Consider the following 22,782-nt stretch of genomic DNA (forward strand, 5'->3'; position numbering starts at 1 on the left):
TTGGTCAATCTTTATTTGATCAGCGGTGCAATCAATGAATACGCAATGATGACCAGGAAGATAATCGTGATGTGATTAATGGAGAAAATAAACATTTTATGCGACCATTTCTTGGTTTCTTTCTTATCGAAAGTTGCCACACTAAGAATAAGCCAAGCTAAACTTACCAGAAACGCAACAATGGCAATGAACGGACTCATCGGCCAGAACAAGAAGCTGGAGAACAACAACAATACCAGATAAACATTCGTCTGGATGTATGTTCGTCTGATACCTTTTACAACAGGAAGCATCGGAACGCCAGCCGCTTTGTATTCATCAAATCTCCGGATGGCAATGCCATAGAAGTGAGGCATCTGCCACAACAGCATGGTAACAACCAAAGCCCAAATTTCATAATGACCCAGTTCTGGCGAAATGGCTGCCCAACCAATGAGTGGAGGCACAGCGCCTGAAAGACTTCCTACTTCCGTATTGTATACCGTTGTTCGTTTGGTCCACATCGTATAAGGGAACACGTACAACAACAGTCCCAATATGCCAAATACGGCAGCCGAAGGGGAAGCGATATACAACATGATGCCCCCGATAATCGTAATGGCAATACCGAGGATCAAACCTGTTTTGGTATCTACACGACCAGTTACCGTTGGGCGTGTTTTGGTGCGTTCCATGATCGCATCGATATCCCGATCATACAAATTGTTAAACACCCCGGCCGCTCCAATAATCAGGGAAGACCCGATAACAGAGAGGATAATGGGTACAATATTTGCTAAAATAGATGCATCAAATACATACAAAGCCAAACTTAAACCGGCAAACATGGCGATCAGATTGGATTTAATGATTCCGATCTTGATCGTATCAAAAAATACTTTCGGAATCGAGCTAGTATACTCCAGGCTGATTTCGGGCCGTGCCCCTTTATTCAATGTTTTCAAGAACTCACTTCCTATATCTATACTTATATATCTCGTGGTTTTATTATAGCACTCAATACAGTATGTGAATTAATTAACGATTTAGTATTTAAAATAATGTCATTTGATTGTGAACAATTTAAAAACAAGGTTTTTTTTAATTGTTAAAAATGATTTTCTGTGATACAGGTCATTGAAACCAAATAGCAGGGATAACAAGAGAAGCATATTTTTCTTGCATGTTGAGCATTATTTGTTTATTGTAGATATAAGAGATCTTTAATGGTATTAAGTGATCTCGTCTTGGATTGTTTCTATTAAAGAACAGCTGCAGGAGGCAAGATGTAATCAGTATAGGCTTTTTTGTAACAATAAAGGATATTGAATATCTGGAAAGGGTGTTAAATGTGGATCAAAAGATGGATGTATTAATTATAGGCGGAGGACCAGCGGGTCTTAATGCTGCACTTGTACTAGGACGAGCTCGCAAACATGTTGTGGTCATAGATGATGAACGCCCACGTAATTGGGTTACGCGTGAAACACACGGTTTCCTGACGAGAGATGGTGCAAGTCCACGTGAATTTCGGAAGGTTGCGAAAGAACAGATTAGCGCTTACCCGTCCGTTCATTTTGCAGGGGACACAGCGACTTCAGTGACAGGAACAGATGGTGATTTTCAAGTTACAACGGCCCAAGGGGAAGTCTATCGCACAAAGAAAATTTTGTTTGCAGTTGGAAAAAAAGACCTTCCTCTGGATATTAACGGGTTGAAAGAGGTATATGGCAAGAGTGCTTTTGTCTGCCCTTATTGCGATGGATGGGAATTAAGAGATCAACGGCTTGTCATCATTGTGAATGGAGCCAAGGCATTTCATATGGCCAAGACGATCTCGGGCTGGACAAGCGAGTTTACCATTTGCACGAATGGACCTGATGAATTAACGGATGAGCAGAGGGAGGAATTGAAGCAGCATGGTGTCCCGGTATGGGACTCTCCAATTCAATCTATTGAATCAAGCGATGGTATGGTGCAGCAAGTGGTGTTAGAAGATGGTACCGAAATCTCGTGCGCGGGGATTTTCTTTGGACCGAAACTAACGGCTGGATCAGAACTTCCGCAGACGATAGGCTGTGAGGTTACGGATGCGGGTACAGTCGTTGTAGATGATTTCGGCAAAACAACCGTACCGGGTCTGTTCAGCGCTGGAGATGCAGCATCGGAGTTGTACCAGGCCATTACTGCGGCGTCCCTTGGTGCATTAACCGCTGTAACGATTAACAGTGAACTTAATATGGAAGCCTGGGATGAGCGCGGTAAACATTTAAACCCGTAGAATTACGATGTACAATTTCTTGTCCATTACTTTGCACAAACGATAAGTCAACAAAATAGATCTGATCAAAAAGGGAATGCAAAAAAGCAATTCCCTTTTTGTGTTTAATCAATCTTTTAGTAGATCTTTAGTAGTTCTTCTCCATCGATAAGTGGACTAGTTCCGACCGTTTTTGTCATAAACCCAATATTTGATTTTCATCCCTTAACGGTTTATCATTGTATCAAATGATAGATAATACTATCATTTTAAACTCTGGGAGAGGGTGTTTAAAATGAGTATTGCAACTAACGTTCCACAGCCCAAAATGTATGGACCACTCGGGAATCTGCCCTTGATTGATAAAGAGAAACCAACATTGTCCCTTGGGAAATTAGCTGAGGAGTATGGACCGATATATCGACTGACCGTTCCTGGTTATTCCGGTTTGATCGTATCTGGCCCAGATCTGGTAGCTGAATTATGTGACGTATCTCGATTTGATAAATTTGTATACAATGAACTCGAAAATGTACGTGCCTTTGGAGGTGATGGTTTATTTACAAGCAGAACATCCGAGCCAAACTGGAAAAAGGCACATAATATTTTGCTTCCCACCTTTAGTAAACAGGCGATGAAGGGTTATCATCCGATGATGGTCGACATAGCCGAACAATTGATAAACAAATGGGCACGTTTAAATTCCAACGACACCATTGATGTAGCAGATGACATGACACGTCTTACGCTGGATACCATTGGACTGTGTGGTTTCAATTATCGATTTAACAGCTTTTACAGACAGGATCACAGTCCTTTTATCGAAAGTATGGTTCGTGCATTAAATGAGGCTATGCAAAAAAGCTCACGCTTGAAAATCCAAAATCTGCTGATGGTGAAAACCAAGCGACAGTTCGAGGAAGACATCCAAACGATGTTCTCATTGGTCGATCAGATTATTGAGGAACGTAAAGCAAGTGCTGCTCCTGAAGAGGTTGACTTGCTCGCTCGTATGCTGAATGGCAAAGATCCGGAAACCGGAGAAGCGCTGGACGATGAGAATATTAGGTATCAGATTATTACGTTCCTCATAGCCGGACATGAAACGACGAGTGGTTTGTTATCTTTTGCCCTTTATTTTTTGCTGAACAATCCAGAAGCACTTCAAAAGGCCCATGATGAGGTGGATCGGGTGTTGGTAAGTGACTCTCCACAGTACGAGGAAATCCTTCAGCTCCCATATATCCGCATGATTCTCAGTGAATCGCTGCGTCTATGGCCAACCGCTCCCGGATTTGACGTCTATGCCAAAGAAGACACTGTCATCGGTGGCAAATATCCGCTGAAAAAAGGGGAGAGCTGCAGTATTCTTCTGCCTCAGCTTCACCGTGACAAAGGAGCCTGGGGAGAGGATGCAGAGCTATTCCGGCCGGAACGTTTTGAAGATACGACTCAAGTGCCTCATCATGCGTATAAACCGTTTGGCAATGGGGAGAGAGCGTGTATCGGCATGCAGTTTGCTTTATATGAAGCAACCCTTGTACTCGGTATGGTACTTAAACATTTTGAACTGGTAGACTATAGCAACTATCAGTTGGATGTGAAACAAACGTTAACGTTAAAACCAGGCGATTTTCGAATACAGGTGAGAGCACGGACCGTTTCACCGAAACTGAGTACATCTGTTGCTCGCTCGGATGAAAAGCCGAATCAGGATCAGGGTATGCATACAAATGTAGCTGGTCATAGTGCTATGAAGGAATCGATGACGACTTCCGTAAATGCCAATCCAACCATACTGGTTCTATACGGCTCCAACCTGGGGACGGCAGAAGGCATTGCCAGAGCTTTTGCAGATAAAGCTCGTTCCTATGGAATTCCAAGCGAAGCCGCAACATTGAATGAATGGATTGGCCGTCTGCCCAAAGAGGGGATAGTTCTCATCGTGACAGCTTCGTATAATGGTAAACCTCCGCAAAATGCAGCGGCATTTATCGAGTGGTTAAAGGAAGTCGAGTCAGAGAAGGTGCAAGGTGTGACCTATGCAGTTCTGGGCTGCGGGGATCGGAGCTGGTCCAGTACCTACCAGAGCATTCCTCGATTGGTCGATGAGAAGCTTGCGAGCTTGGGAGGCAACAGGCTGTTACCTCGGGGAGAAGCCGATGCAGGCGGGGATATGGAGAAACAAGTGGAAGAGTGGCAGCGGATGTTGTGGCCCCAAATGTTAAAAGCGTTGGGGATTAGCGAGGAATCTATGGAGCACTCCTCACGAAGTACAATTCAAATGGAATTTGTTCGCGAGAAAGCCGATCTGCCACTTGCACAAACCTACAATGCCAGCTATGCCACTATAGTGGTAAATGAAGAGCTTCAGGCCATGGATAGTGGGCGGAGTACACGTCATATTGAGATGCTGCTGCCTAAAGGCATGACCTATAAAGAAGGCGATCATCTTGGCGTATTGCCCCTAAATGCAGATGAAATCGTGAATCGCATCTTGCATCGTTTCGGATTAAAAGGGGACGTTCAGATCCAATTAACTTCGAACGAGACACAGTTGACACATCTTCCTCTGAACCGTCCTGTCAAAGTGAATGAATTGCTCCGTTCCTGCGTTGAGCTGCAAGCACCTGTTACAAGAACGCAGCTGCGGGAGTTAGCTAACAATACGGTGTGCCCACCTCATAAGCGTGAGCTGGAGGCGATGCTCGAAGAGAACAACTACAGGGAACATATACTTCAAAACAGAACTACCATGCTGGAACTGCTGGAAAAGTATGAAGCCTGTGAGCTGCCGTTTGAAAGATTCCTTGGAATGCTGCCTCCACTCAAGCCCAGGTATTATTCCATATCCAGCTCTCCACACTTCAATGCCAAGCAGGCCAGTATCACGGTGTCCGTTGTGAAAGAGCCTGCATGGAGCGGCAATGGTGAATTCCGTGGTGTGGCTTCATCCTATCTGGCCGAATGCCAGACGGGAGAGAGTATTTCGATGTTTGTACGTACGCCAGGATCCGGATTTGAGCTGTCAGAAGAGCCGGATGTTCCAATTATTATGGTTGGTCCAGGGACGGGGGTTGCACCGTTCAGAGGTTTCCTGCAGGCCAGATCTGTGCTAAAAGAGAGAGGATTGCCACTGAGTGAGGCACATTTGTTCTTTGGTTGCAGGAATGATTCGGATTTCATATATCGTCAAGAACTTGAACAATACGAACAGGCAGGCATCGTCAGGCTGCACACCGCTTTTTCGCGTGTTGAGGGTACGCCCAAAACGTATGTTCAGCATCTGATGTTACAGGAAGCCGAAGATTTACTTCATTTGCTTGATGCCAAAGGGAGAATCTACGTATGCGGGGATGGAAGCCTTATGGCTCCCGCCGTGGAAGAGACTTTGCGGCAAGCATATCAAAAGGCGAAGGGAGCAACCCGCCAGGAGGCGAAAAATTGGCTTACTCAGCTTCAGTCGGAAGGGCGTTACGTCCAGGATGTGTGGGCAGGTAAACGAGCCGTTGATTCGGCTAAGGCTCCTGTAAGTTGAGAAATGTTAAGATGGAGGCGGCGATAAACCGCCTTTTTCTTATGTCCAAAAACAGCCGCAGATCTGGAGTTTCTAATCCAGATCTGCGGCTGTTTTAATTTGGCTGATATGATCTATTGACAAAGAAAAATTTTTGACGCAATATAATAAAATAACTTTATAAAGTATATAAATAAAGTAATTGACTAGCATTATTGTGTTTCATTTACTTTTAATTTATATGCAGGGAAGGGATCTATTTATGGCAACTTGGTTTCTTATCATTATCTACCTTGCGTTTATCAGTCTGGGGATTCCGGACTCCCTACTAGGTTCAGCCTGGCCCGTTATGTGGCCTGAACTTGGCGCTTCGTTTGGGTCAGCAGGAATCCTGTCAATGGTCGTTGCAGCGGGAACCATCGTTTCAAGCTTGGCAAGTGGCACGGTGATTCAAAAATGGGGAACAGGCAAGGTTACGTTAATTAGCTGTTGTCTGACTGCCGGAGCACTCCTTGGATTTTCCTTCGCCCCTTCATTGGTGTGGCTCGTCATTCTTGCCATTCCGCTCGGTCTAGGGGCCGGCGCCGTTGATGCTGCACTGAATCATTATGTCGCAGAGCACTACAAGGCACACCATATGAACTGGCTGCACTGTTTCTGGGGTGTTGGCGCGACGTCAGGGCCGATTATTATGTCATATTACATTGCGGAACATCATTCGTGGAGAAGCGGCTATACAGCTGTAGCTGTCGTCCAGTGCTGCCTCGTCCTGATTTTGTTTGCCACGTTGCCGTTGTGGAAGCGTGTTGCTGCAAGTCGGGAGCGTGCGAGTCTGAACAACGAATCGGATCATGGGCAAGCAGACAACACGTTAGTACAGCATGAGGAGAGACCCGAACGGAATGTATTGAAGATTAAGGGAGTCAAAAACTCACTGATTGCATTTCTGTTTTATTGTGGCGTGGAGACGACGGTTGGTTTATGGGGAGCCAGCTATCTGGTAGGAGCAAGAAACATTTCGGCAGAAACGGCTGCGGGATGGATCTCCTTATACTACGGTGGTATTACGATGGGCAGGTTGATAACAGGCTTTATCACGTTAAAAATAAAAAATCGGGTGTTAATTCTGGCGGGTCAAGTGACTGCCATTGTGGGCGGAATCATCTTGCTGCTTCCATTATCCATTTCGTTTGCGCTGGCTGGATTTATGCTAATTGGATTGGGGCTTGCACCCATCTATCCCGGACTTCTTCATGAAACTCCAGCTCGATTCGGCAAAGCGAATTCTGCCCGATTGATGGGATACCAGATGGCACTGGCATACACAGGAACTACATTGCTTCCTCCGCTTTTTGGCGTTCTTGCTGCGAAAACCAATATCGGATTTTTCCCGCTGGTTGTACTTGTTTTTCTTATCCTAATGCTAGCCAGCTCAGAGCAAGTGAATCGTATTTTGAAAAAGAGGATTCTAAATGGGTAGAGCTGTTACGGGTGTAACAAGCAACAAGTCATACAACATTCTATTTAAAAAAATGATACACCAAAAAAGCGAGGATCAATCCTCGCTTTTTTTATTTTGCAGAATCACAGAGTCATTACAACTCGTAGAGCTGCTCGTATTTTTCCGTTAAGTAATGAATTAATGGAGCGGTATCAATACTTTTTCCGGTGATGGACTTGATTAGCTCGTCCGACGATCTTGATTTACCAAATTGATGAATATGAGTTGTTAGCCATCCGGTAATTGTCTCAATATGATCTGATTCAATCAAATGATCATAATCGGGAAGTTCGCGGCGGATGACTTTGTGTATTTGTGCAGCATAGACAAACCCAAGTGTATAGGAAGGGAATAATCCAAATCCGGCGCTCCAGTGTCCATCCTGTAAAATGCCTTCCAGATGAGTCGGGGGACGAATGCCCAGATATTCCTCATATTTATCATTCCATGCTTCAGGCAATCCTTCGTAATCCACTTCTCCAGCAATAATGGCTTGCTCCAACTCATACCGAATAATGAGATGCAGGTTGTAGGTAAGTTCGTCGGCCTCAAAACGGTTAAACGACGGTTTTACTGCATTTAAAGCAAAATAAAAGTCATCCAAACTCACATGGCCAAACGTTTCAGGTTTGATTTTTTGCAAAATAAAATAGTTGTTTTCCCAGAAGCCTTTATGTCTGCCAATGAATTTCTCGAAAAAGATCGATTGGGATTCATGAATGCCGTACGAAGTGAAGATCCCAAGTCCAGTATGTATCAGGTTGGGGTCAATATTCTGTGTATAGAGTGAGTGCCCTCCTTCATGTAAAGCACTCCACAAGGAAACGCGAACGTCATTTTCAACAAATTTGGCTGCAAGACGTGCATCGTAAGGATTGATGGCAGAACTGAATGGGTGCACGGTTGAACCGAATTGCCCGGCATCAAAGTCATAGCGAATGGCTTGTAACAGCTCGATCCCAAGCTGCCGCTGCTGTTCAAGTGGGAAGGGATGGTTGAATATGGATGTGTCCGGTTGTTTAGCGGAAGAGGTGACGCGACGGATCAGTGGTATAAGAGCAGATTTCAGCTCACTGAAAATGCGATCCAACGTTACCTTGTCCAGGTCAGGATCAAACTGCTGTACGAGTGGATCGTATGCATGCTGCTCGTATCCCCAGTATCCGGCAAACTTCAAGCTTGCATCGAAGATCTGTTTCAAATGCGGAGCGAAAATGGAAAAATCATTGGCAGCTCTGGCTTCCAGCCAAGCGGCGTTTGCAAGACCTTGCTGCTGTACAAATGCCTGATATTCCCCTATTGGAATGGCGCTCCAGCGTGTATACGTTTTCCAATGCTCTGCAATAATTCGCTTGGATAGCTCATCAAGGTCCTTTTGTTGTGCTGTTTCTTCTAATCGCAAACCGAAATCAGAATCGGTCTGTAACTTAAATAGTTCTCCAGCCAATGTTGCTTTGGCTCGTGCGGCGTAGGATGCGCCCTTTCGAGGTGCCCCTGTGCGAGCATCCCAGGCAAGCAGGGTTTGTACCTGTTTATAATGTTCGATCTTCTCGATATGTGCCGCAAGTGCAGCATCCAAGCGTTGTATTGTTGTCATGTTCATGACTCCTTCCAGATAAAGGATGAAATTTAAGTTGTATATTACCATCGGAATAGTTGGAAGTACAGAGAATCACGCTTTTTCGTAGATTACAAAAAATGAATTAACACATTAGGATTGCTTATTTTACAAAAGACCTCTGTTCCCTTAGCCTGAAAATACCAATTTTCACTAATCCGACATGAACACTTGTAAATCATTCAGGGCAGTGAAATTGGATTTAACATTATGCATGAGAGCGAGAGGGGTTACATGATGAGAAAACATACCAAGCCTGCTTTAATGATGATTCTGGCATTCCTGCTTCTGGCAGGTTGCGCTTCAGGTGGAGAGGGCCAGCAGAGTACACAGGCCTCTTCAACAACCGGTGAAACTCCAGCACAGCAGACATCGGCAGAAGGCAAGACAGGCGGGGCACTGAACATTGGCTATCCAACACAACCAGTTACACTGGATGCACATGTGTCTTCCAATACAGCGGTCAAGGATATTTCACGCGAGATCTATGAGCAGCTGGTAACGTTGGATAAAAATGCACAGGTCATTCCGCTGCTGGCAGAATCCTATGAGATTAGCGACGACAAGTTATCCTATACATTCCATCTGCGCCAAGGTGTGAAGTTTCATAATGGCAAGGAACTGCACGCGGAGGACGTAGTTGCTTCATTGAATCGCTGGATCAAACTGTCAAGTCATGGTAAAGCGAACTTTGTGGGTGCCGAGGCCAAAGAAACGGACCCATATACCGTCGTACTTCAATTGAAAACACCATTTCTGCTAACACTGCAACTTCTTGCTGATCCGATTCCAGCAGCGGCGATCTACCCGAAAGAAGTAGTTGATGAAGCAGATGATAAAGGTATCAAATCATTCATCGGTACAGGTCCGTTTCAATTGGAGGAGTGGAAGCAGGATCAGTATATTCATTTGAAAAAATATGACGATTACTCCGCCCGTGCCGAGCCGAGTGATGGAGCAGGTGGCAAAAAGGAAGCACTGGTCGATGACCTGTACTTCCGCTTCGTAACAGATGAGTCAACCCGTCTTGCCGGGATTACTTCCGGGGAATACGACATTGCGCTGAATATCTCTGTGGATAATGAACAGCAGATTGCGGACAATCCCGACTTGCAAACCTTCCTCAGTCCGGGAGGCATGATTGGATATTTCTACAACAGTAATGACGGCTTGTTCAAGAACGTCAAACTTCGGCAGGCTGTCAATGCCGTTCAGAATGTGGATGACATACTGACATCGGCATTCCGTGATCCACAATTTTATGTGAAGACATCCTCTCTGGTTCTACCGGAATATCCGAACTGGTATTCGGAAGCAGGCAAAGAATCGTACAGCCAAGCTAACGCGGATAAAGCAAAGCAACTGCTTCAGGAAGCAGGCTATAACGGCGAAGAAATCAAAATTTTCACGACGAGAGATTATGTGGATCAATATAACGTGGCGGTTGTTTTGCAGCAGGAGCTGGAGTCGATTGGCGTCAAGGTCAAGCTGGATGTCTATGATTGGCCTACTTTGCAGGAAAAACTCGGCACAGGTACAGGGTGGGATATCTACCCGATGAGTTATGCGTTCCGGCCTACGTTCTACCAGTATGCGTTCTGGGGAGGCGGAGCAGGGCTGCTGAAGAGCGAGAAACTGAGCGAGCTACTTCAAGGAATTCGGACGTCCGATTCAGTAGAGGCCGCAAGGCCGCTCATTGACGAATTGCAGCAATTTGTATGGACCGAAGTTCCATTCTCTCAGATCGGGCACACCAAACAGGTTACAGCGCTATCGAAAAATATCAGTGGTTTCCAGAATATTTTGGGCCCGATCTTCTGGAATACAACCAATAACAAATAGTTAAAAGGAAAGGTAGCGGATGAAAAGGCGTAGCATCGCTACTACAGGAATACGCCTTTCCGTTTGCCATTGGAAAGTGAGGTGGCCCTCATATGGGTGGATATATTGTTCGTCGGTTATTGTCCTTGATACCTGTCCTTTTTGTAGTAGCAATTGTGGTGTTCTCCATTATCCATGTCACACCAGGTGACCCCGCTGCGATTCTGCTGGGTGAAGAGGCAAGCAAAGCCGATATCGATGAGCTAAGAAGCAAGCTGGGCTTGGACAGGCCGATCTATGAGCAATTCGGCATTTGGTTGCTGGGGCTGTTATCCGGGAATTTGGGGGAGTCCATCTTTCTGGACAAACCTGTGACAGAGGCTTTTTTTGAACGACTGGCGCCTACATTGTCCCTTGCGATCATTGCACAGGTGATTGGTGTGTTTCTCGCCTTGTTCCTTGGCATTACAGCAGTCAAGCGAAGAGGGACCATCGTGGACCAATCGGTGATGGGTTTCTCCATGCTGGGAATCTCCATTCCGAGCTTTCTGTTGGGATCACTGCTGGTGATGTTCTTTAGCGTGAAGCTGCGCTGGCTTCCCGTTGCAGGGTATCAACCACTCACAGAGGGTTTGTGGCAGCATATCAAGTATCTGTTGCTCCCTGGCATCGTGCTCGGCATCATTCAGGCAGCGCTCATTACCCGAATGACAAGATCCTCCATCCTGGATGTGATGTCCGGCAATTTTATCAAAACCGCCAAAGCCAAGGGAGTCAAAGAAAAAACGATCGTGTATACACATGCGTTACGCGTTGCATTCATCCCTATTCTCACAGTTATTGGGGAATCATTCGGTGGGCTGGTTACTGGTGCTGCGGTAATAGAAACGCTATTCAATATTCCGGGAGTGGGACAGCTCATCGTCAATTCGATAAGCCGAAGAGATTACTCTGTTATTCAGGGTTCCGTGCTGCTGGTTACGGTTGCTTATGTGTTCGTAAATCTAATCGTTGATTTGTTGTATGGTTTGGTCGATCCACGAGTTCGATTAAGCAAGAGATGAAGGAGGTGGAGACAACTTGATAACCAATCCGGATACCACCATCGCTGCGTCAAGACTTCACAAAGGGAAGAGCAGTCGCATCGCATTCAGACGTTTTATGCATAATCAGTTGTTAACCACAGGGGCGGGAATTCTGCTTGTTGTTGTGCTGCTGGTAATCATCGGGCCGCTGCTTACACCATACGGGCCGTTACAGATTGATCCGGTGAATCGACTTAAAGGGCCCAACTTGCAGCACATATTTGGCACAGATAACTTTGGACGTGATGTATTCACTCGCGCCGTATATGGTTTGCGTATTTCGGTTGCGGTTGGTTTTGCTGTTACGGTCGTATCTTCTTTGATCGGCATGATTGTTGGGCTGTTATCCGCAAGTTATTCGGTGCTGGATCACATCTTTATGCGCATCTGTGACGGTTTGTTCGCTTTTCCGTCCATTTTGCTTGCCATCTCCATTATGGCGGCTCTTGGCCCAAATCCGGGTAATGTCATTATCGCCCTAAGTATTATCTTCATTCCATCGATGGCCCGGATTATTCGTTCCAAGGCGCTGGTCATTCGGGAGTTAACTTATATTGAAGCGTTGCATGCGCAGGGAGCAAGCAGCTGGCGCATTATTTGGATTCATATGGCGCCCAATACGCTGTCTCCGCTCATTATCCAATCCAGCTTTATTTTTGCCGTATCGATCCTGACGGAAGCCTCTCTAAGTTTTCTTGGAGCGGGTATTCCTTCCCCGTCCCCAAGTCTCGGGAATATGCTTTTTGACGGAAAAACAGTGATCTACAACGCTTGGTGGATGACTGTCTTCCCGGGCATTTTCTTGGTGCTCGTTGTACTGGGTCTGAACCTGTTCGGCGATGGCCTTAGAGATCTGCTCGACCCACATACGAATAAGGTGAAAAGGGGGAGACGTCGTGGGAAAACAACCGCTGCTTGAGGTGAAGGACCTGAAAGTGTCCATTTCAACCGAAAAAGGAACCATTCACCCGGTGGAAGGCGTATCCTTCCATGTCCTTGCCGGGGAGACGCTGGGTATCGTAGGTGAGTCCGGTTGCGGGAAAAGCGTAACCGCCGAATCCATTCTCAGACTGTTTGACGAAGATTACGTGGATTACTCGGGTGAAGTCCTCTACGAAGGAACCAATCTCTTAAGCTTATCCAAAAGACAAATGGAACGTATTCGTGGCAATGAACTCTCCATGATCTTTCAAGACCCCATGTCTTCCCTGAATCCGGTTCAGACGATTGGCAAACAAATTGCCGAGAGCTTGAAGCTGCATCAAGACATGAATGGCAGACAGGCGCGTCTTGCTGCCGTGGATCTACTGCGTATGACAGGTATCCCTTCACCTGAAAAGAGGGTGGATGAGCATCCGCATGAAATTTCGGGAGGCATGCGACAGCGGGTCATGATTGCCATGGCACTTGCCTGTAATCCGAAACTGCTTATCGCAGATGAACCGACAACGGCACTGGATGTGACGATTCAGGCGCAAATACTGGAGCTGATTGAAAGTCTGCAAGCGCAGACGGGACTTGGTGTCATCCTGATTACACATGACCTGGGTGTAGTCGCAGAGACGTGTACGAGAGTAGCCGTTATGTATCTTGGACAGGTCGTGGAGGAGGCGAGCGTGGACGATTTATTTTTCAATCCCCAGCATCCGTATACGTCAGGTTTAATGAAATCCATTCCCCGTATTGATGGCGAGCAGCACAGCAAGCTTCATGTCATTGAGGGAACGGTACCCGCGTTGCATCAGGTTCCAACAGGCTGCCGATTCGCTCCAAGATGCGCTTATGCGGATGAACAATGCTTGCGGGCAGCACCTTCCTTGAAACAGGTGGACGAGAAACATTCGGTACGCTGCTGGTATCCCGGAATAGCAACGATTCAGGAGGAGACACATGAACTCGAAATCATTGGATGAGTCGAAGCCGCTGCTGCAGGTTAGCAATCTGAACAAACATTTCCCTGTTCGATCTTCTTTTGGTAGAACCAAGGGGCAAGTCAAGGCCGTCAACGGGGTATCCTTTGACATCCACCAAGGACAAACCTTTGGCCTGGTGGGCGAATCCGGCTGCGGTAAAAGCACACTCGGGCGGTCGATTCTCCGACTTGTTGAGCCAACATCAGGGGCAGCATTTTATGAGGGCACAGATATTCTGGGGTTAAGCAAAAAAGAATTGCGAAGCTACAGGCAGCATATGCAGATGGTATTTCAGGACCCGTACACCTCGTTGGACCCTCGTAAACGCATCGGTTACTCCATAGAAGAACCGCTGTTAATCCACAAGAAGGGCAACAAACGGGACAGAACGGAAACAGCCATGTCGTTGCTGCGCAAAGTAGGATTCAGTGAAGAACATTACGAGCGGTTTCCTCATGAATTTTCAGGTGGTCAGCGTCAAAGGCTGGGCATCGCCAAAGCGTTGGCCCTTGGACCGAAGCTCATTATATGTGATGAACCCGTATCGGCGCTGGACGTATCGATTCAGTCCCAGGTTATTAATTTGCTGGAAGAGGTTCAGGAGGAGCTGGGCATCTCCTATTTATTCATTGCACATGACCTTAGCGTTGTACGCCATATTGCCGACGGCATCGGTGTGATGTATTTGGGCGAGATGGTGGAGCAGGGGCCAGCAGAAGCTTTATTTGCCGAACCTTTGCATCCTTATACCAAATCATTATTGTCTGCGGTACCGATCCCGAATCCTCGTGCCAAAAGGGAAAGAGTTGTATTAAGCGGTGAGATCCCATCGCCACTTCATCCACCTGCCGGTTGCGTTTTTCATACCCGATGCCCATACGTTATGGAGACATGCCGACAGGTCGTTCCACAGAAACGATTCGTCGCTCCAGACCGTGAAGTGCAGTGTCATTTATACGATGAATAGAGGAGGAATGAAACAATGAGTTTTCGTAGTTCAGCCGAAAAGTGGAAGGAAGAAGCTATACGGCTTCGCCGCCATATTCACCAGAATCCTGAGCTTGGTCACCAGGAGTTTGAAACGGCCAAGCTGGTTGCTCAATTTTTGGAGGACGTTGGTCTCGAAGTAGAGACGGGTGTAGGCGGCACAGGGGTTGTTGGGCTTTTGAAAGGCGGACGTGAGGGAAGAACCATTGGAATTCGCGCCGATATGGATGCACTACCTATCGTAGAGAAGACAGGATTGCCGTTTGCCAGCGTTCGCGAAGGGGTGATGCATGCTTGTGGGCATGATGTGCATACCGCCATTCTTCTTGGAACAGCAGCCGCATTAAGTGAGCACAGGGATGAGCTCCAGGGAACGGTGAAGTTCATATTCCAGCCTGCTGAGGAAGTTCAAGGAGGGGCAACGGATCTGATTGATGCAGGTGTATTGCATAATCCGGAAGTGAATGCGATCATTGCGCTCCACGTGTGGCCGGATTTGCCTGCTGGCAAGATTGGTTTGAGAAAAGGGGCCATGCTGGCAGCGGCAGATGCTTTTGATATACGAGTGACGGGAAAAGGGGGACATGCTGCCTATCCACATCGAACCATCGATCCGGTCATCATTGCTGCCCAGATTATCACTGCGTTGCAAACGGTAGTATCCCGAAACTTGTCTCCGCTTGATTCTTCCGTAATCTCCATTACGAAACTGCAAAGCAATAGCAATGCGTATAACGTTATCGCTGGGGAGGTTCAACTCAGAGGTACCATTCGTACGCACAATCCTGAGACGCGTGAAGCAGTGCCAGTATATATGAAGCGACTCATTGAGACCATTGCGGAAGGGTTCGGTGGAAAAGCGGAATTTGATTACTACCGCGGCGGTTCTCCTGTAATAAACGATGATCATATTGTCGATGTGATTGAACAGGCAGCGGCAGATACCATTGGCCGGGAAGCCGTGGTGTATCTGAAGGAGCCATCCATGGGCGCCGAAGATTTTGGAGCGTATCTCGAATATGTGCCAGGTGCCATATTCCGGCTCGGCACGGTTACAGAAGAAGATGCCCGATCAGAGCTGCCCCTTCACAGTGATTCCATTATTTTTGAAGAGCAAGCGATTGTTACAGGTATATCGGTTCTTGGAGAAGCAGCCATCCGTTACTTGAACCAGAGCAGTGATGATGAAACAAGGGTTGCCCTGAGTGTTGCAGCAGGCAATGAGGAGAGAGGGAATCGACATGACTGAGTTGAAGCAGCAGTCGGAGGTGCACTCCATACTACATGAGATCGACCGTGATTTCTTGCTTGAATACAACAGACAGATTGCGAAGGAGATTCGTTTGTCGGGTTCCGAAGAGGAACTACGGGCATTCCATTATATTAAGGAACAGCTTGAGGATTTTGGGTTGACCACCGAGCTTACGTTTGACAAAGCCTACATCAGTATCCCTGTCAGTGCAGAACTTAAGGTCGGCGGCATTTCTTTTGCAGCTATCACGCACTCCATGTCAGCCCAGGCGGAACACTTGAGCACGCTTTTGAGATTCATAGAGCTAAAGGATTCAGACCAGACCGACTGGGCCAATCAAGTGACAGGTCAAGCGGTGGTCGTTCACGGACTTGCGAATGGTCCCACGATTTATCGTTTGCAGCAGTTGGGTGCAGTAGCGGTCATATTTATCAATAGTGGTGCGTACACGCATGAAATGATCGTTTCCTCCGTGTGGGGAAATCCGACACCAGAGGATGATGGCTATCCGTCTATTCCGGTTCTGTCGGTCAACCATTCAGATGGAGAGCAGATCAAGTCTTTAATCGCCGCCGAAGAAAGAGAGAATGTAGAGATTACGTTGACCGCGGAAGTGCGCACAGACTGGGTGAACATTCCGACCTTGATTGCTGAGATAAAGGGGACGGAAGAGCCTGAATCCTTTGTGTTGTTTAGCGGACATGTGGATTCATGGCATTATGGGGCGATGGATAACGGCTCCGCCAATGCAGTCATAGTGGAGACGGCACGGGTATTATCATTGCATCGTAACACGCTGCGGCGCTCCGTTCGGTTCGCATTTTGGTCAGGCCATTCCCACGGCAGATATGCCGGCTCTGCATTATACAGCGATCTTCATTGGGAAGATTTGCACGAAAACGGGGTGTTGCATATCAATATTGATTCCGTGGGCGCCAAGGGAGCGAGTCAGCTCGGTGCAGCCAATACAATGGCAGAGACACGGACACTTTGTGCAAATGCCATACGTACCGTCACGGATGAACCTTTTCGCGGTTCTCCATTTGGAAGGTCGGGAGATCAGTCCTTCTGGGGTGCTGGACTTCCGTCCGCTTTTATGGGGCTGTCCTATCAGCCTGAGGGCTGGTTTGGCTGGTGGTGGCATACGACTGAGGATACGCTGGACAAAATTGACGGAGATTATCTGGCACGTGATTGCAAAGTGTACGCAGCAGCTGTCCATAATGCTGCCTCTTCTCCCATTATTCCACTTGACCAGAGACAGGCGATCCGAACCCTTTCCGAACGAGTTGGTTACTACACAGAACTTATCGGAGACAAGCTTGATCTTTCACGCTTAACAAGCAGGATCCAGCAGCTACAGAATGCCACGGACCATTTCTATGACCGGATAGGCTCCACGTCCCTGCCGGATGCTTCTGTTACAGAAGCGAACCGAACGATATTGTCACTTAGCAGATGGCTGGTGCCCATCAATTATGTGCGAGGCAGCCGCTATGATCATGACGCCGCAGGCAGTCATTCACTTGTGCCTGCGCTGTCAGACATCGAGCTTCTGGCGACAGCCGAAGTAGGAAGTGAAGCCTTTTTCAGACTCCAAACATCACTTATACGTCAGGTGAATCGGATTGGTTATGAAATAAAGCAGGCAGTGCGACTTGTCGTGGAGGCCGAAAAGAATCTCGTTTTGAATTAACCCAAGTTCAAGCAGCCTGTTTACAGCAAGAACATCATGATATAGAGGAGCGACTGTCATGCCGGAACGAACATTTGCAGGGAAAAGGGTAGTCATTACCGGAGCGGCAGGTGTTTTTGGCCAATGGATTGCACAAGCATATGCCGCCGAAGGCGCGAGCCTTTATTTGTCCGATATCCGGGAGGATGCCCTAAGAAATACAGTAGACAAGCTGAGGCAGGAGGGAGTGGATGTTCACTGGCATGTAACGAATCTTGTGGATGAACAGTCCATTAATGAATTGGTTCAAGTGGTCGAGCAGCAATGGAAAGCGCCGGATATTGTCATCAATAATGCGGGAATATATCCATACCGCACACTCATGAATATGACACTTCAACATTGGAATGAGACAATGGATCTGAATCTGGCAGCGCCATTCCTGCTCACTCAGCATTTTGCCAAACAGATGATTGCGAGCGAAGTAGAAGGTTCCTTCATTAATATAAGCTCTGGGGCAGCTTCCACCGCAGGTGTCGGCATGGGGAATTATTCGGTTTCAAAAGTAGGGATCGAGATGCTGACCAAAACCTTTGCCCTGGAGTTGTCGCCCTATCGCATTCGGGTAAATGCGGTTGTGCCGGGTTATGCACCCGGCAGCGAGGTTAGTGTGATGACGAAGGAGCATACAGAACATATGATCAAAATTACACCGCTAGGCCGGACATCAGGTCCAGATGACGCTCCCCAAGCGATATTGTATCTGACCTCGGACCAGGCTTCATTTATTACAGGCAGCATATTAACGGTTGATGGTGGACGCACGGCAGGCAGACTCAAGTAACAGTTCGCATCCTGAAAATAGAATGGCAGCTGGTGAGTCAATTTTATGGCATAGCCAGCTGGGAAGGGAGTTCAAATTCAGGAACATATAAATTGCTCTGAAGCAGCGCAGCTCGAATGTCGAGCATGAGCTTTTCGCTCGCGGAACCAAGCGGTATATTTCGCTTACGCAAAATGCCTGCAATGGGCCCAACCTTGAGATCGGCAATTTTTTGGATAACAGTACCGGGAATGGCTGGGCAGATTGTTGCAACCGGAGCAATGGTTATGCCTAATTTGGCTTGTACATAATACTTGTGAGACCGGATATTGCTTATTTCGATTCCCTGATAATCGCTGTCGATTTTCTCGGCCAATAACTGCTCAATGCGGATACGAATCGGGCAATTAGGGGGTGTGAATAGGAATTGTTGTCCTTTCAGATCTGCCAAATGGATTTCATCACCCTGAGCAAATGGATGTGAATCATACAACAGCAATGCCATCGGTTCAAAAAGCAGCGGTTGAAACTCGGTCTCCATACTCGTCTCAGGAGAAGGGCAGACGGCAAAGTCAAGCTGCTCATCAATTAGCAATTCATTAAGCAACTTACTGTCCCCGATGCGCACGCTGAGCTTAATCTTGGGATTCTGTTTAACAAAAGAAGACAGAATAGCAGGAAGCCGATGGCTGGCTGTTGGCTCGGATACTCCAATTCGTACAAACCCCGCTTGTCCCTGTTGAATGTCTGTGATCGTATTTGTCAAATACTCGTATTCCTTCAAGAGCTGATCGGCTCTGGCGTAAAAAATTTTCCCCGCTTCCGTCAATTTAATCTTTTTGCCTCTATCCAGTAATTTCATACCCAGATCGGCTTCAAGCTTCTGCATATGCAGTGTAATGGCGGGTTGTGAATACTGCAAAGCTTCTGCTGCCTGTTGAAAGCTCCCGAGCTTTACAATCGTTTGAAAGGTCTTGATCATTCGCATTTCCATGGCAAACACCTTTCTATTCATTATTGTAATGATCATTATATCATGGTTAATGCATACTATCCCAATAGGATATTATGTTTTTAAAATGTTATCAAGGATAATTTGCTCCTGTTCTTTCCGTGCATTAAATTGATAGCGCTATCACAAAAAAAGGCCGAAATATAAGGGTTGACAGTGTTTTTCGAAACGGTTTTAATTATATAGACCGATTGTTATAATTCATTTAAGGATGTGGCTTTATTGAGTGAAAAGTCTAATGCTAGAGAACTAATCGTCAGCACAGCAGCCAGACTGTTTTTTTCACAAGGATATCATGCGACCGGTCTAAATCAGATTATTAAGGAGAGCAGTACGCCAAAAGGCTCGTTATATCATTATTTCCCACATGGCAAAGAAGAGCTCGCTCACGAGTGTATTCAAAAAGCCAATGAAAACATTCTGCAGAAGTTTGAAGAAGTATTTGCTGCTCATGAAAATACGGGGGATGCCATTCAGCAATTTATTCATGACTTAGCCATTGAAACGGAGGCGGCAGGGTTTACGGGTTTTCTTCCGTTTAGTTTCTGGGCAGCCGTGGAGACCTCGTGCATCAGTCATCAATTGCGAATTGCATGTCAGGACGTGTTTGCAGGATGGCAGCAAATCATTACGAAACATCTGATTTTGGATGGCATAGGTGAAAAGAAAGCACAAGAGATGGGACTACTCGTCATTTCCTTAATGGAGGGCGCGTTGATTATCAGCCTGACCAACCAGGACAAACAGCCCTTGCTGACGGCTGCTGATTATTTGTCCGTTGTGGCGAAAAATGCAAAAGAGAAGCAGTAAGCTTCGTAAAGAGAAATAGAAATCGTCAGATTGTTTGAGGAGGATGGGATTGTGGAAGCTGCCATGAAGGCTGGTTCTGTAAAGGATCAACAAGAAACAAAACAATATAAAGTATTTCCGATTTTATTCGCTATGCTACTTAGCGGTTTTATTGGTCTGTTCGGTGAAACTGCACTAAATGTGGCATTGACACCACTTATGGGCTTGCTCGAAGTTGGACCAACGACCATTCAATGGTTAACGACAGGTTATTTGCTCGTTTTGGGTATTTTGGTGCCGGTTTCCGGTATGCTGTTACAATGGTTTTCAACGAGACAGTTGTTCACAACTTCTCTGATTTTTTCGATTGCAGGAACGCTAGTTGCTGCTATTGCACCGAGCTTTGAAATTCTCTTGGTGGCACGGGTATTGCAAGCTGTAGGTACAGCTCTGTTACTGCCACTAATGTTCAACACCATATTGGTTATTTTCCCGATTGAAAAACGTGGCGCTGCCATGGGATTGATCGGTCTGGTTATCATGTTTGCACCAGCAAGTGGTCCGAGTATCTCGGGTCTGATTCTGGCCAATCTGAGCTGGCACTGGATTTTCTGGATCTCCTTGCCGTTCTTCATTATTTCATTGGTATGCGGCTTGCTGTTCTTACCGAATATCTCGAATTTGACCAAGCCCAAAATTGATGTTCTTTCCATTGTGCTTTCCACACTTGGTTTCGGTGGTATCGTGTACGGATTCAGTAGTGCAGGAGGACATGGGGAAAGTGGTGGTGGCTGGACCAGTCCTATCGTTGTAGCCACACTGGTTATTGGAGTATTATCTTTGCTGCTGTTCAGCATCCGTCAACTGAGAATGAAACAGCCGATGATGGATCTGCGGGCATTCAAATATCCAATGTTTACAGTCGGCTTGATTCTGATTTTCCTTTGTATGATGATGATGTTGTCATCCATGCTGATCCTGCCGATGTACCTGCAACAAGGTATGGCGGTTACGGCTCTGACTGCCGGTCTGGTACTGCTGCCGGGCAGCTTGCTGAATGGATTCTTGTCTCCGGTTATGGGGCGTCTGTTTGACAAATTTGGTCCGAAGTGGCTTGTGATTATCGGTCTTGCGATCGTAACTGTTGTACTCTTCTTGTACACAGGAATCACTCCGACAACGACCCTTGGCAAGATTATTACGCTGCATATCTTCATGATGATCGGGATTTCAATGATCATGATGCCTGCACAAACCAACGGCTTGAATCAATTGCCACCTGATTTCTATCCTCACGGAACGGCGATTATGAATACATTGCAGCAGGTATCAGGAGCTATTGGTACAGCTGTTGCGGTAAGTATATTGAGCGCAGGTCAGACACGCTTCTTGAGCGGTGTGACAGATCCGGAGAGTCCAGAGAATCAGTTGGCTGGCTTCACATCCGGTGTACAAAATGCATTTATTTTCGCACTGGTTCTTGCTGTCATTGGTCTGATCATTTCACTCTTCGTGAAACGAGTTAAGGTCGGTGCTCAGCAGGGTCAACAAGGACCTATGCATTAATTGAAAGTCATATTAGTAATGAAACGATGCTCTCTCATTAATAGAGGGCATCGTTTTTTTGTACCTTGACATGAAACGGGTTCCATCCATTAGAGTGAAAATAAAACTGCCAGTCGAATAAAACAAATCTCGATTTTGGAAGCAAATAGTTCATGTTCTGGCGAAATTGTATATGTTCATATGAAATTTTAAAGATAATATAGAGAGTAGATTAATAATAACGGATAGAGGAAAACGTTTTAGAATGTATCTTATAATCAAGGAGACGTCTTTATGAGAATGGTTAAATCAATTCCTGCTAATATTGAACAATTGCTAGATCGATACGAGAAAAATGGTCATCTGACCATGCAAGCTTCACTAATGGGAAAGCAGTCGGTTGTCTATCGTTTACAAGAGTATTGCCTTAAGGTATATACGCCTCGTGGAAAAGTGGATGGAGAATTTGAATGTGACGCGCTCATGTCATTGCAAAACAACCATCATGTTCCCGAATTGTATGCGTACGCTTCGGGGAATTTTGTGCTGACAGAATGGATCGATGGCCTCAATCTGAGACAGTTTCGGATAACATACGGGCACATACCGCACAATCTGATATATGATATGTTTTCAACAGAACTTCAGCAGATTCAGGCGGGTTATCGTGATTGGGATGTCATACGATATGAGAATTTGTTATGGACTGCAACAGGTGAGGTCAAGCGAACTGATTTTTGGCTATGTGAACCTGTCAGTTGTATGCGGTTGCGGGAGCGATTACAACAAGAGATTATTCGAAAGATTGAGCGGATATACAGCGGTGATGGAACTGACATGGAGGAGATTGTGCATTATTTTGATCGACACGGTCTTACGAGCACGGAGGTTCAAGAGGCATTGGCACATTTCAGATCGCTAACACCGAGGATGGCACTGGCACAGTAACGAGTTTAACGAAATAAAAACCCTGACGATTACCAGAATCGTTGGGGTTTTTTCGAA

The 22,782-nt window shown here is 46.4% G+C and carries 17 protein-coding genes; 14 read left to right on the top strand and 3 right to left on the bottom strand.

Annotation, left to right across the window (positions count from 1 at the left end):
* Positions 1 to 11: 11 nt before the first annotated feature.
* The gene (gene cyoE / locus HP548_RS20455; RefSeq protein WP_373561693.1) at positions 12 to 935 is read right to left on the bottom strand and encodes a heme o synthase; all 924 of its coding nucleotides are present in this window, start codon (positions 933 to 935) and stop codon (positions 12 to 14) included.
* Between the two features lie 407 nt (positions 936 to 1,342).
* On the opposite strand from cyoE, the gene HP548_RS20460 reads away from it, so the two are divergent.
* The 3 genes from HP548_RS20460 (at position 1,343) to HP548_RS20470 (ending at position 7,236) form a co-directional block, all read left to right on the top strand.
* Positions 1,343 to 2,260, top strand: a complete 918-nt coding sequence (locus HP548_RS20460; RefSeq protein ID WP_175382675.1) for an NAD(P)/FAD-dependent oxidoreductase — start codon at positions 1,343 to 1,345, stop codon at positions 2,258 to 2,260.
* A 274-nt stretch (positions 2,261 to 2,534) separates the two neighbouring features.
* A complete protein-coding gene (locus HP548_RS20465; protein ID WP_175382676.1) occupies positions 2,535 to 5,777 on the top strand; it encodes a bifunctional cytochrome P450/NADPH--P450 reductase in 3,243 nt (1,080 codons plus the stop codon).
* Positions 5,778 to 6,018: 241 nt separating this feature from the next.
* Positions 6,019 to 7,236, top strand: coding sequence for an MFS transporter (locus HP548_RS20470; protein WP_175382677.1), 1,218 nt, complete (start codon positions 6,019 to 6,021; stop codon positions 7,234 to 7,236).
* Positions 7,237 to 7,351: 115 nt separating this feature from the next.
* Here the strand turns inward: HP548_RS20470 and HP548_RS20475 are convergent, their stop codons facing one another.
* Positions 7,352 to 8,854, bottom strand: a complete 1,503-nt coding sequence (locus HP548_RS20475) for a carboxypeptidase M32 (RefSeq protein WP_175382678.1) — start codon at positions 8,852 to 8,854, stop codon at positions 7,352 to 7,354.
* A gap of 255 nt (positions 8,855 to 9,109) precedes the next feature.
* Between HP548_RS20475 and HP548_RS20480 the strand changes: the two genes are divergently transcribed.
* From HP548_RS20480 to HP548_RS20515, 8 genes are all read left to right on the top strand, one after another.
* The gene (locus HP548_RS20480) at positions 9,110 to 10,717 is read left to right on the top strand and encodes an ABC transporter substrate-binding protein (protein WP_076288317.1); all 1,608 of its coding nucleotides are present in this window, start codon (positions 9,110 to 9,112) and stop codon (positions 10,715 to 10,717) included.
* 92 nt (positions 10,718 to 10,809) lie between these two features.
* Positions 10,810 to 11,760: an ABC transporter permease gene (locus tag HP548_RS20485; protein ID WP_076288318.1), complete on the top strand. Its 951-nt coding sequence runs from the start codon at positions 10,810 to 10,812 to the stop codon at positions 11,758 to 11,760.
* Positions 11,761 to 11,776: 16 nt separating this feature from the next.
* Complete coding sequence (locus HP548_RS20490; protein ID WP_246318140.1) at positions 11,777 to 12,700, top strand: ABC transporter permease; 924 nt, start codon at positions 11,777 to 11,779, stop codon at positions 12,698 to 12,700.
* Positions 12,678 to 13,694: an ABC transporter ATP-binding protein gene (locus HP548_RS20495; RefSeq protein ID WP_099854456.1), complete on the top strand. Its 1,017-nt coding sequence runs from the start codon at positions 12,678 to 12,680 to the stop codon at positions 13,692 to 13,694. The genes HP548_RS20490 and HP548_RS20495 overlap by 23 nt, the downstream gene beginning before the upstream one ends.
* Positions 13,672 to 14,661, top strand: a complete 990-nt coding sequence (locus HP548_RS20500) for an ABC transporter ATP-binding protein (protein ID WP_175382679.1) — start codon at positions 13,672 to 13,674, stop codon at positions 14,659 to 14,661. Before HP548_RS20495 ends, HP548_RS20500 begins: the two co-directional genes overlap by 23 nt.
* Before the next feature lie 15 nt (positions 14,662 to 14,676).
* Positions 14,677 to 15,930, top strand: a complete 1,254-nt coding sequence (locus tag HP548_RS20505; RefSeq protein WP_175382680.1) for a M20 metallopeptidase family protein — start codon at positions 14,677 to 14,679, stop codon at positions 15,928 to 15,930.
* Positions 15,923 to 17,629, top strand: coding sequence for a M28 family metallopeptidase (locus HP548_RS20510; protein ID WP_175382681.1), 1,707 nt, complete (start codon positions 15,923 to 15,925; stop codon positions 17,627 to 17,629). The genes HP548_RS20505 and HP548_RS20510 overlap by 8 nt, the downstream gene beginning before the upstream one ends.
* A 58-nt stretch (positions 17,630 to 17,687) precedes the next feature.
* Positions 17,688 to 18,452: an SDR family NAD(P)-dependent oxidoreductase gene (locus HP548_RS20515; RefSeq protein ID WP_076288323.1), complete on the top strand. Its 765-nt coding sequence runs from the start codon at positions 17,688 to 17,690 to the stop codon at positions 18,450 to 18,452.
* Between the two features lie 43 nt (positions 18,453 to 18,495).
* On the opposite strand, the gene HP548_RS20520 is transcribed toward HP548_RS20515, so the two are convergent.
* A complete protein-coding gene (locus HP548_RS20520; RefSeq protein WP_175382682.1) occupies positions 18,496 to 19,446 on the bottom strand; it encodes a LysR family transcriptional regulator in 951 nt (316 codons plus the stop codon).
* A 219-nt stretch (positions 19,447 to 19,665) separates the two neighbouring features.
* On the opposite strand from HP548_RS20520, the gene HP548_RS20525 reads away from it, so the two are divergent.
* The 3 genes from HP548_RS20525 (at position 19,666) to HP548_RS20535 (ending at position 22,725) form a co-directional block, all read left to right on the top strand.
* On the top strand, positions 19,666 to 20,253 hold the full coding sequence (locus HP548_RS20525) for a TetR/AcrR family transcriptional regulator (protein ID WP_076288325.1): 588 nt from the start codon (positions 19,666 to 19,668) through the stop codon (positions 20,251 to 20,253).
* Positions 20,254 to 20,316: 63 nt separating this feature from the next.
* On the top strand, positions 20,317 to 21,798 hold the full coding sequence (locus tag HP548_RS20530; protein WP_076288859.1) for a DHA2 family efflux MFS transporter permease subunit: 1,482 nt from the start codon (positions 20,317 to 20,319) through the stop codon (positions 21,796 to 21,798).
* Positions 21,799 to 22,071: 273 nt separating this feature from the next.
* Positions 22,072 to 22,725: a serine/threonine-protein kinase gene (locus HP548_RS20535; protein ID WP_175382683.1), complete on the top strand. Its 654-nt coding sequence runs from the start codon at positions 22,072 to 22,074 to the stop codon at positions 22,723 to 22,725.
* The last annotated feature ends 57 nt before the right edge of the window (positions 22,726 to 22,782 follow it).

It is taken from the genome of Paenibacillus taichungensis (genome assembly GCF_013359905.1).
GTDB lineage: Bacteria > Bacillota > Bacilli > Paenibacillales > Paenibacillaceae > Paenibacillus > Paenibacillus taichungensis.